The following is a 9879-nucleotide window of genomic DNA, read 5'->3' as shown; positions in this document are numbered from 1 at the left end:
AAACCGCCTTGGCCTCGAACGGGGCCTTGGCAAGGGCCGTACGGTTCCGGCCCGGTGCCCTCCGCCATGACGTCGTGAGTCCCCTCTACGACCTCCTCCGAGAAGGAGGAGGCGCACGGGAGGAGCCGAGCGGAGTGGAGTCCTTGGCGGGGGCGGCCTGACGACCACCACCCGCCGATGTTACAGAACCCGCGGCCTCACCCGCGCTCCAGCGCCGCGACGACGGAAGGGAGTTCGGAGAAGCGACGGATCACCGCGTCCGGTCCCGCCTCCGCCACCGCCGCCGAGTCGCCATACCCGTAGAGGACCGCGACCGTCTTCATGCCGGCCGAGCGTCCGGCCCTAATGTCGACCGGGCTATCCCCGACGACGACACAGTCCTGCGCCGAGACGCGGAGCGCCCTCGCGCCGAGCAGGGGCAAGTCGGGAAAGGGTTTCGGCCGCGACACCTCGTCGCCCCCCACGACTGCGCGGAAGTAACCGCGGAGCCCGGTGACGCGGAGCATGTGGTCGACCTGGTAGGCTCGGCGAGTCGACATCGATCCGATCGGGCGACTGGCGACCGCGGGAAACGTCTCCATCACCTCCGGGTACAAGCGGACACCGCGATCGACCGCGTGCGTGAAGTGGGCGTAGTACCGGTCCGTGAACTCGTCGGCGATCGGCCCGACGATCCCGCGGAGCATCTGCAACTCGCGTTGCACGGGCATCCCGATCGTCGGCCGCAGCTCGTCCGCGCGGAACGACGGCGAGACGCCGAGGTCGTCGGCCGCCGCGTTCATCGCTTCGACGATCGTCCCGAGCGTGTCCATCAGCGTGCCGTCGAGGTCGAAAAGGAGCGCGAGCGCCACGGCATCCCTCGGACAGCACGCTCGCTAGTACGACTCCCAGCGAAGGTCCAGCGGCTCTTGAACGACGCCCCGGCCGCGGGCGACCTCCCCGACGACCTTCGCCTCCACATCGGGCCGCAAGGCACGGACCACGTCCTTCGCCTCGTCCTCCGGCGCGACGACCGCGAAGCCCATGCCCATGTTGAAGGTCTCGTACATCTCGCGGTCCTCGATCGCTCCGAGCGACTGGAGCTCCCGGAAGATCGGCGGAGGTTCCAGGGGCTCCGCGATTCGGAAGGCGACGCTCCGTTTGAGCCGGACGAGGTTACGGAGCCCTCCCCCGGTGATGTGGGCCATGCCGTGGATGCGGGCCTTCCGGACGGCACGCAGCACCGGCCGCACGTAGATCGCCGTCGGTTCGAGGAGGGCCTCTCCCCAGGGACGGCCGCTGCCGCTCACCGGGTCGAAGACGGTGAGCGCCGCATCCCGGAGGAGGCGTCGCGCCAGCGTCAACCCGTTCGCGTGAAGGCCCGTGCTCGGCAGGCCGATGATGGCGTCGCCGGCGCGGATCGCCCGTCCGTCGATGATCCTCGATTTTCGGACGACGCCGAAGCACGTGCCCGCGAGGTCCAAGTCCCGCACGACCTCCGGCACGACGGCGATCTCGCCGCCGATGATCGAGACGTTCGCGAGCGCGGCCCCGCGGTTGAGGCCGATCCCGATCTGACGCGCGACCTCCCGATCGTAGTCCTCGATGGCGAGGTAGTCGACGAAGGCGAGCGGCTCCGCGCCGATGCAGATCATGTCGTTCACGTTCATCGCGACGCAGTCGATCCCGATCGTGTCCCAGCGACGCATCTCCTTGGCGACCAGGGTCTTCGTGCCGACGCTGTCCGTGCACAGGGAGAGCGCGTACGCGCCGAAGTCGACGAGGCCGGTGAAGTGGCCGATCTTCGTGAGCGGCCGGCCGAGGCCCTTCCGCCGGTACGTCAGCGCGGAGACGAGGGCGGCGATGTGGGCCGCCTTCTCGTCCTGAGAGACGCCGGCCTCGGCGTAGGTCCGCACCACGGGCCACGGAAGAGACGGTGGATATTTCAAGGGTTGCGAGGCAACGGCTCGCGGACCTCCTCGGGTTCCGTGGTTAACATGTTAAGCCGGCGGCCTCCGCGGCGGCGGAAGGCTTCCAGGGTCGACCGCGGAACATCGACGGGCCCCCGCGCGACTTGCACGCCCAGTCGATGCAGACGGTCGACCAACTCCGCGGCGTCCCTCGGCGGGAGGACGAGGACCGATTGACCGATCCAGACCACGCCGGGCCGGTGAATGAACCCCCGGTCGAGGTATCGGCGGCGACCGAAATCCTCGGAGATCCGCGTCCGCCCAAACACGATCTGGCACACGCGGGCCGCCACGGAACGAGCCGCGCCGGACACGCCGTACGACACGAGCACCCGCTCCCCCTCATAGCCTTCAATCGTCATAGTCAATTGTATGGATGAGGCTATATTATAGCTTTTCGATGGGAACAGCGAAACTACTTCGGTTGGTTAACATGTTAAGCCGGCGACGCTTCGGCCGAGCGGCCAATTCCGAGGCTGTTGCGGGCATGGTTAACATGTTAAGCCGGCGAACCGGGTTCGCTCGGACCGGCCAAACGGTTATGGCGAGAGGCCGCATCCTCTCCATCGCATGGGGAAGGCATGGGTCAAGGCACGCCGGCACGACCGATTCTACCGTGCGGCGAAGAAACAGGAGTACCGCAGCCGGGCCGCGATCAAGCTCTCCCAGATCGACCTGCGATACGGCCTCTTCCACGAGGGCGATGTCATCGTGGATCTCGGAGGCGCACCCGGCGGATGGTCTCAGGTGGCCCGGCAGCGGGTCGGCCCGCGGGGGCGCGTGATCGCCGTGGACCTCGCTCGAATCGCACCGATCGACGGAGTCGAAATCGTGCGTGGCGACTTCACCCACGCGGACGTCCAGGCGACGCTGTTCGAGATCCTCCGACGTCCCGCCGACGTCGTGATGAGCGACATGGCCCCGAAGCTCAGTGGGAACCGCGCGGTCGATGTGGCCCGCACCCTGGATCTCGCGGACACCGCGTTCGCCTTCGCGGTTCGCGCCCTCCGGGTCGGCGGAAGCTTCCTCGTGAAGGTCTTCCAAGGCGAGGGCTACCGAGGATTCCTCGACCGCGTGGACCGTTCGTTCGATGCGGCCAAGGGCGTCAAACCGACGGCCTCGGCGTCTCGAAGCGCGGAGATCTACGTCCTGGCATTCGGCCGTGCATGAGGCCCGCGGGCCCCTGGTTAACATGTTAACCACGACGCGTACCGCTTTGCGGGCTAGACGGGCGACGCTTTCAGGAGGCCTTCCTGGTTCTCGTCCGACCCATTGCCATCCGCGGAAAACCGGACGGAACGTGATAACCATTATATATGTATCCGGCCGCTCGGACGGCCGCTTCCGGAACCAGACGCTTCCCGCGCGTCGCGGGAATCGGGCCCGTCGATTGGAACCCCTCGGGTCTTCCCACCCTCCGCCTCCCCAGGCCGAGAGGCCGGCAGGGCGTGACAGTCCTCCGTCCCATTCGCCCGCCGGACTCGGTCCGGTTCCGGAAGTTTTCGGCGCGATCAGTCCCAGAACCGCTTCGTCCGCGCGTATGTGATCTCCGCCGCGAGCACGTCCCGGAGGAAGTCCTCCTCCGACTCGTGGTAGCCGCGGAGGATCCGCGCCGCCGTGTCCTCGCCGACGCCACGAGCCATCAGGGCGAGCACCGCCTTCCGTCCGTGGGCCATGACGAGGCTCGCGTTCGTGAAGAGCCGTTTCGCCTTCGACCGGCTCTCCTTGTCCCCGCTCTCCAGGTCGAGCTTCGCGATCTTCTCCCTCTCGTACGGCGCGACGACGGCGATCATGACCGCGCCGCAACGCGGGCAGCGGATCTTCGCAGGGAGATCCTTCACCGCCTCCCGCCACGTCATCTTGCAGCTGAGGCACAGGAGCGTCGCGGTCTCCTTCTCGAGGCGCGCCTTGACGGCCATGAGCGTCGAGTGATCCGCCCTCGATGGGGTGACGAGGAGCCGCCCGCCTTCCAGCCCGGCCCGCCCGATCGGCGTCGGCTTCGTGACGACGAGCTCGATGTCTCCCGTGCGGATCCGCTTCAGCACCTCGACGGTCCGCGGGATGTCCATGCGCTCCCAGAAGACCTTGTCGAGGACCTCCTCGAACAGGGGCGTGCTCTCGAACGTCTTCAGGAGGCGCGGGATCGAGACGCTCTCCCAGTCGACATCCCGCCGCAACGCCCCGAACTTCTTCGCGACGTAGACGAACGCCCAGCGGAGGAAGGCGGAGTTTTTCAGGATCACCCGGAGGAGCGGCTCGAGCGCGTCCGGGTCCTCGGGCTGGAGAATCTCCACGATCCGTTTCGGGTTCACGGACCGCGGCACTTCGAGGACGACGCGGTACGGGTCCGTCTGCACCCCGACGCTCTGCCCGAACCGCGCGCTGACGAGCGACGAGATGAGCTGGCCGAGCGTCTCGTTCACCCTCGAACCGAGGCACGCGTTCACGATGATCACGTCCGGCGCGGCCTCGATCGTGATCCGCCGGTCCGTGGCCAGGGGCGCATCGCCCGCGGACGCGAGGTACGCGAGGAACGTCGCCGTGGCGTGGTCGTTCAGCGGGTACGCGGAGAGGTCCTTCTCCCGGCGGATCCGGCCGACCTCCTGGGCGACCTCGAACGGCACGGGGATGTCCTCCCCGACCCACGAAGGCACGTCCCCGATCTCCTTGACGGGCTCGACGAGGAGATGGTCCTCCTTGAAGTCGACGAAGCGCCACGCCGTGCCTCGCATGATGAAGCTCTGGCCGAGTTTCGCGTTCTCCGCGACGAACCACTCGTCCAGGGTCCCGATGACCCGGCGCGACGAGAGATCGATGACCCGATACGTCCGCACGTCCGGGATCATCGAGATGTTCTCGAAGAAATAGGGAAGGGAGTTCGAGCTCCGACCGAGCCGGCCGTCCCGGGACCAGAGGATCCGGAGGTCCGCGAGTTGCGCGAGGACGTCGTCGAATTCCTTGCGGTTCAGCTCGCGAAACGGCCAGCTCCGCCGCACGGTCTCGTAAGCCTCGTCCGCCGACGCGAACCGCTCGCTCACCGCCATCGCGACGAGCTGGTTCGCGAGGACGGAGCGGTTGTCCTTTCGGACGACGAGCGCCTCGATCTCCTCGGCGAGCGCGCGTCGGGCGATCGCACACGCTTCCGCGACGTCGTCCTCGTGCGTCGCCAGGATCACGCCGTCGGAGACCTCGCCGACGCCGTGCCCCGAGCGGCCGATCCGCTGGACGAGGCGGGACACCTCGCGGGGCGAGTTGTACTGGAGCACGAAATCCGCGCTCCCGACGTCGATTCCGAGTTCGAGGGACGACGTGCAGACGAGGGCGCGCAGGGTCCCCGCCTTGAAGTCGTCCTCCATCTGCACCCGGACGTCCTTCGACAGGCTACCGTGATGGACCCCGATCGTCGGATCCTGATACCAGGCCGCGAGGCGAGACGAAAGGAATTCCGCCGTGTCGCGCGTGTTGACGAAGAACAGGGTGGACGCGTGTTCCTTGATCAGTTCGTGGCAGCGGCGAAGCGCGGTCGCCGGGCCGGCCTGCACCCGCAGACGTTCCGAGATCTCGGCGTCGCCCTTGGAGGGCGCCGGCATCTCGACCCGAATCCGCATTCCTTTCGGGATTCGCACGCGGACGACCTCGACCTCTCGGCCGACTCCGCCGAGGAACGCGGCGACCTCCTCCGGGCTGCCGACCGTCGCCGACAGCCCGATCCGCTGGAATTCGTGGCCCACGAGGTCGCGCAGCCGCTCCAGCCCGACCGCGAGCTGCGCTCCGCGCTCATCCGATGCGAGCTCGTGGATTTCATCGACGACGACCCAACGGATGGAGCGGAGGTGCTCCCGGAGCTTGCGTCCCGTGAACAAAATCTGGAACGTCTCGGGCGTCGTGATGAGGATGTCCGGCGGGTGGCGCGTGATCGCGGCCCGCTCCTGGGGCGACGTGTCACCGTGGCGCACCGCGACGCGGACGCCTAATCGGTCCGCGAAGAACGTCATCCGGCGGAGCATGTCCCGGTTCAAGGCCCGCAGCGGGGTGATGTAGAGGCACGACGTGGGCTCCGGTTTCTCTCGGAGGAGGTGATCGAGGATCGGCAAGAGGGCGGCCTCCGTCTTCCCAATCCCGGTCGGCGCGACGAGGAGGACGTTCGCCCCGGACAGGATGCGCGGGATCGCCCTCTCCTGCGGTTCCGTGAACGCCTCGATCCCGAGCGCCCGGACCGCCTCGAGGATGCGAGGCTCGAGCCCGAGGTGGTCCATGCGGCCGCTTGATGGGCCGGAGGGACTAAAAGTTGCTCGTCTGGATGACGAAAACGATGGGCCCGGCCGGAATTCCCGATCCCGCGGCGCCCCGAGGGACCTTTTGAACCGACGACCATCTGGTTATGAGCCAGACGCTCCACCAGACTAAGCTACGGGCCCTCGCCGCGCAACGGCGCGTCGTTTACTTAAGGCATGTGTCCGCGCGTTCCTCTAATACGCAAGGGCGCGTTCCGGACTCGTGGTTCGCGCGCCATCGGAGCTTCGAGTCCTCGCACGACTCCTGCCGACCGAGAACGGGATCTCTGTCTTCGACGCGGAGACCCAGGAGACCTCGTATGGGCTCTGGTTCCTCGACGGCCTCCCGTTCATCTTCGATACGCATCGAAAGGAGCGGCGGTATGTCGCAATGATCGAGCTCCTCACGGAAATCATGAAGCCGGTCCGGATTCCACCGAGCCGGGTTCGTCGTTTCAGTGCGGCCTGCCGCAACCTCGGCTTGCTGCCGCTCCCGTAAACGGGATGTTATTTCAAAGAGAACCTCCACGTGTACTCCTTTTCCGGCCCTGTGCGAGGGTTCGATGTCGCCGCAACCGGCGAATCGGTCGCGTCCGTGGAGCAGGACCTGCACGACCGTGTCTCGAGCCTCTGGGAGCGCATCCCGCGGGAACTGCTGCGCGCCCAACGGGAACTGCTCGCCGGGAAGCGGAGGGTCCGCCATGCCGCCGATCTCGAAATCCTCCTTCGACGGTGGGAAGGAGAACGAACGAGAAACCGAGCGTGGTCGCTGGCGGCCCGCGTGTTTATCTGGCTCCGGACCACTCCGGTCGTCCGATGGACGCGGACGACGAAGAGGGCCCGCTTCTCCTGGGCTTGGCGAAAGACGCGTTCCGGAAACAGATTGCGAAGCGGGTCCGGCCGCTCGCGCGCGGTTATGTGGAACGTTGGATGGCCTGCGATCTCTGGCTCTACCCGTCGGTCGTGCAGCGACACCGGAACGAACTGCACTCGTATCGAGACGTCGTGATCGAGGTCCTGCGCCACACGAGCATCGACGACCTGCTCACGATCTGCCGCGAGACCCGCCCGGATCTGGAGGACCTATGGTCCAAGCCGGCGGCGCGTGAAAAGCTCTCGAAGGAGATCGCGAAGTCGATCGAAGCCGTCCGCGACGCCTAGTGGCGCGCACACGGGGGAATCGCCGTCGTCCAGGTCGCTCTACTCTGGTGCAGCGGTCGTGTACGCCACCAATACTCACCAGGCGACCGTCAACCGACACTTTGATTCGTTCCTACCACCGTGCACCAAGATCTGCGGACACACTTGTGGAGGGTTAGAATGAACCGACTTGGGTCGTTCGTTGTCTTCGGGATTATCGTGGCCGTAGCTGGCGGATTCGGTGCAGGATACCTGCTCCATCCTGCTGCCATAACATCGACGCGCATCGTGAACCAGCAAGTCGTTCTGTCTGGCTTTGGCTTCTCATGCACGGCTTCCGCGCAACCTCCCTATCTTGAAGGCGTCCTCCAGTTCAATCTTACGAGCACATACTGGACTCCGGTGCTCGCGGAGGTTGCCTACGTCGGTGACTGGACCGGAGACACAGACCAGAGCCTCGCCGCAAACGGTACGAAACACGTCGCGGTGACGTGGGGACCCGGCATGGACCAGAACATTCAGGTGACGCAGTGTCCGAACGTCACGGTTCGTGTTTGGCGCATCACGCAGACGCTCGAAGCCTGCCCAAGTCCTCCTTGCTGATGGATGGTCACAGCGCTCGAACCCGCCGAGGAGCAACCGCGTGTCACAATGATGGGCATGCTCGCCAGGGTCTAGTCGACCAACTCAACAGGGTGGAGCGCCGTCGTCCGGATTCGAACCGGAGACCACCCGATTAACAGTCGGGGGCTCTACCAGACTGAGCTACGACGGCTCACCGACGCCAGACCGGAGCGACTTCAAGTATTTTCCGGGGCCACGTTCACGCGATCTAGCCGAGTGTCTTGCGAAGTTCCTGGACCGTCGTCGACATCGAATCCAGGACGCCCTTCAGGTAGTCGAGGAACTCCTCGAGGCGATCGGTCGTCACCGCGCCTTCCGGCGAAGGCTTGATCAACCCTTCCTGCTCGAGGATCCGAAGGGAGTATCGCACCTTGTGTTGCGGGAAGTCCAAGAGTTCCGCGAGGCGGATGATACCGATCGGCTGGTTCTCCATGATCGCTTTGAGCATCGCGACGTGCCGCTGCAGGAGCTTGACCTCGGCCTCGATCTTGCTCGTGAGCGCGCTCCTCCGCGTCACCGAAAACCTCCGTTACACACTGTAGCATGGTCCGTGATAACGTGGCCGTTCTTAAAGCGTTCGGCGCGGCTCCGAGACGAACCACGCCATCGGCCGATTGCACGCTTCGCCCCATCCTCGACGGCCGAGGGCGATGATGCCGATCGGGACATCGTCCGGGAAGAGGGCGAGCCCTCGGTCTGCGGCGTGCTGCGGCGTCATCCCGTCCGCGATGCGGTCGTACACGAACTTCGAGAGGACGCGCTTGATGATCTCCTCGCCGATCCCGGTGACGGACACGGCTCCCTTCGGACCCGCGTACAGCCCCGCGCCGACGATCGGCGAGTCGCCGACGCGGCCGGGGAGCATGAACGCCGTCCCGCCCGTCGAACAGCCGGTGGCGAAACGACCACGGCGGTCCCGGGCCACCGCGCCGACGGTGCCGCGGAGTTCGATCCCTCTCCATTTCCGCGCGTATCGTGGCAATCGGCCGTCTCGAATCGCCGCGAGGCTCTCCTCGAGTCGGCGACGCGACTCCGGGGTCGCGGGGTCGTGCGGATCGTGCCCTTTCGACCGGGCGAAGGCGACGGCGTCCGGGCCCGCGAGGAGCACGTGCGGGGTCTTGAGCACGTCCCGCGCCACCCGGATGGGATTCTTGACGGCCTCGATCGCCGCCACGGCGCCTGCCTCGAGGTCCCCGTCCATCAACGCGGCGTCCATCTGGATCCGGCCGTCCACCCGCATGCGGGACCCGGTCCCCGCGTTCAACCGCGGATCGTCCTCGAGGATAACAATCGCCTCGACGACCGCGTCGAGCGCCTTGCGGCTCCGTTTGAGGAGGGCGATGCCCCGGGCGCCCGCCGCGTCCGCGGCGTCTTGCACCGACGCATCGGAGCCCGCGCCGCAATGAGTGAGCAGGAGCGGTCGCAACGAGGCCCGGACCATCGGGCCTCTTTTCAATCTTTGCCTCTCGAGGGGCGTCCCGCGCTCAGGCAGCCGGCAAGCGCTTCGCCAGGTCCTCCACGCGATGCCGCAGATCGGCGCGAATCGCACGGAGCTCGCGGACCGACTTGCCGGTCGCTCCCGGGACGGGCCAGTCTTCGGCCTTGTCCTTGGCGCCGATCGGACAGCGGTCGAGGCAGCCGAACGTGACGACCCGCGCTGCGCGCTCCACCAGATCGGGCGTCACGAGCCGAGGCGTCTTCGGGCCGAGACGGATTCCGATCTCCTGCAGCAATTCGACCACGATAGGGTTGATCGCCGCGGCCGCCTGTACGCCGGCGCTCTCCGCGCGCCAGCCGCGGGGCGCCACATGGTTGAACATCGCCTCGGAGAGGACGCTGCGGAACGTGTTCTCGACGCATACGAAGAGCACGAGCCGCATCATCGGGTGGAA

General features: G+C 66.6%; 11 protein-coding genes and 2 tRNA genes. 4 read left to right on the top strand and 9 right to left on the bottom strand.

The window, feature by feature from the left end; translation table 11 throughout:
- Nucleotides 1–197 precede the first annotated feature (197 nt).
- The 3 genes from VF992_08365 to VF992_08355 are packed head-to-tail and all read right to left on the bottom strand — an operon-like array spanning nt 198 to nt 2311.
- Entirely contained in the window at nt 198–851 is a 654-nt protein-coding gene (locus VF992_08365) for an HAD-IA family hydrolase (protein HEX9341164.1), read from the bottom strand.
- A 24-nt stretch (nt 852–875) separates the two neighbouring features.
- Complete coding sequence (gene purM, locus VF992_08360) at nt 876–1898, bottom strand: phosphoribosylformylglycinamidine cyclo-ligase (GenBank protein HEX9341163.1); 1023 nt, start codon at nt 1896–1898, stop codon at nt 876–878.
- A 26-nt stretch (nt 1899–1924) separates the two neighbouring features.
- Nucleotides 1925–2311, bottom strand: a complete 387-nt coding sequence (locus VF992_08355; protein ID HEX9341162.1) for a hypothetical protein — start codon at nt 2309–2311, stop codon at nt 1925–1927.
- Nucleotides 2312–2519: 208 nt separating this feature from the next.
- Here VF992_08355 and VF992_08350 point away from each other — a divergent pair, with 208 nt between their 5' ends.
- Nucleotides 2520–3119 (top strand): RlmE family RNA methyltransferase, encoded by a 600-nt coding sequence (locus VF992_08350; GenBank protein ID HEX9341161.1) that lies wholly within the window; start codon nt 2520–2522, stop codon nt 3117–3119.
- Nucleotides 3120–3460: 341 nt separating this feature from the next.
- Here the strand turns inward: VF992_08350 and VF992_08345 are convergent, their stop codons facing one another.
- Both VF992_08345 and VF992_08340 read right to left on the bottom strand, forming a co-directional pair.
- The gene (locus VF992_08345; protein ID HEX9341160.1) at nt 3461–6205 is read right to left on the bottom strand and encodes a DEAD/DEAH box helicase; all 2745 of its coding nucleotides are present in this window, start codon (nt 6203–6205) and stop codon (nt 3461–3463) included.
- Between the two features lie 57 nt (nt 6206–6262).
- Nucleotides 6263–6367, bottom strand: a tRNA-Ile gene (locus VF992_08340).
- Nucleotides 6368–6446: 79 nt separating this feature from the next.
- On the opposite strand from VF992_08340, the gene VF992_08335 reads away from it, so the two are divergent.
- The 3 genes from VF992_08335 to VF992_08325 all read left to right on the top strand — a co-directional run bounded on the left by VF992_08335 (nt 6447) and on the right by VF992_08325 (nt 7966).
- On the top strand, nt 6447–6722 hold the full coding sequence (locus VF992_08335) for a hypothetical protein (protein ID HEX9341159.1): 276 nt from the start codon (nt 6447–6449) through the stop codon (nt 6720–6722).
- A gap of 317 nt (nt 6723–7039) precedes the next feature.
- Nucleotides 7040–7384: a hypothetical protein gene (locus VF992_08330; protein HEX9341158.1), complete on the top strand. Its 345-nt coding sequence runs from the start codon at nt 7040–7042 to the stop codon at nt 7382–7384.
- Nucleotides 7385–7543: 159 nt separating this feature from the next.
- Nucleotides 7544–7966: a hypothetical protein gene (locus VF992_08325; protein ID HEX9341157.1), complete on the top strand. Its 423-nt coding sequence runs from the start codon at nt 7544–7546 to the stop codon at nt 7964–7966.
- Nucleotides 7967–8064: 98 nt separating this feature from the next.
- Here the strand turns inward: VF992_08325 and VF992_08320 are convergent.
- The 4 genes from VF992_08320 to VF992_08305 form a co-directional block, all read right to left on the bottom strand.
- A tRNA-Asn gene (locus VF992_08320) sits at nt 8065–8138 on the bottom strand.
- A 57-nt stretch (nt 8139–8195) separates the two neighbouring features.
- On the bottom strand, nt 8196–8504 hold the full coding sequence (locus VF992_08315) for a hypothetical protein (protein HEX9341156.1): 309 nt from the start codon (nt 8502–8504) through the stop codon (nt 8196–8198).
- Nucleotides 8505–8555: 51 nt separating this feature from the next.
- Complete coding sequence (locus VF992_08310; protein HEX9341155.1) at nt 8556–9413, bottom strand: isoaspartyl peptidase/L-asparaginase; 858 nt, start codon at nt 9411–9413, stop codon at nt 8556–8558.
- Nucleotides 9414–9471: 58 nt separating this feature from the next.
- Nucleotides 9472–9870 carry a low molecular weight phosphatase family protein gene (locus VF992_08305; protein HEX9341154.1) on the bottom strand — a complete coding sequence of 133 codons (399 nt, stop codon included), beginning with the start codon at nt 9868–9870 and terminating at the stop codon, nt 9472–9474.
- Nucleotides 9871–9879 lie beyond the last annotated feature (9 nt).

The organism is Thermoplasmata archaeon, from assembly GCA_036395115.1.
Lineage (GTDB): Archaea > Thermoplasmatota > Thermoplasmata > RBG-16-68-12 > RBG-16-68-12 > RBG-16-68-12.
Note: the sequence above shows the minus strand (reverse complement) of the source record. Positions and strands in the feature narration are given on the sequence as shown.

Bases quoted from the DNA above. Each gene is read 5' to 3' on its own strand.
- VF992_08330 (HEX9341158.1), top strand. From the start codon at position 7,040: ATGGACGCGGACGACGAAGAGGGCCCGCTTCTCCTGGGCTTGGCGAAA.
- VF992_08355 (HEX9341162.1), bottom strand. From the start codon at position 2,311: ATGACGATTGAAGGCTATGAGGGGGAGCGGGTGCTCGTGTCGTACGGC.
- VF992_08345 (HEX9341160.1), bottom strand. From the start codon at position 6,205: ATGGACCACCTCGGGCTCGAGCCTCGCATCCTCGAGGCGGTCCGGGCG.
- VF992_08305 (HEX9341154.1), bottom strand. From the start codon at position 9,870: ATGATGCGGCTCGTGCTCTTCGTATGCGTCGAGAACACGTTCCGCAGC.
- VF992_08325 (HEX9341157.1), top strand. From the start codon at position 7,544: ATGAACCGACTTGGGTCGTTCGTTGTCTTCGGGATTATCGTGGCCGTA.
- VF992_08350 (HEX9341161.1), top strand. From the start codon at position 2,520: ATGGGGAAGGCATGGGTCAAGGCACGCCGGCACGACCGATTCTACCGT.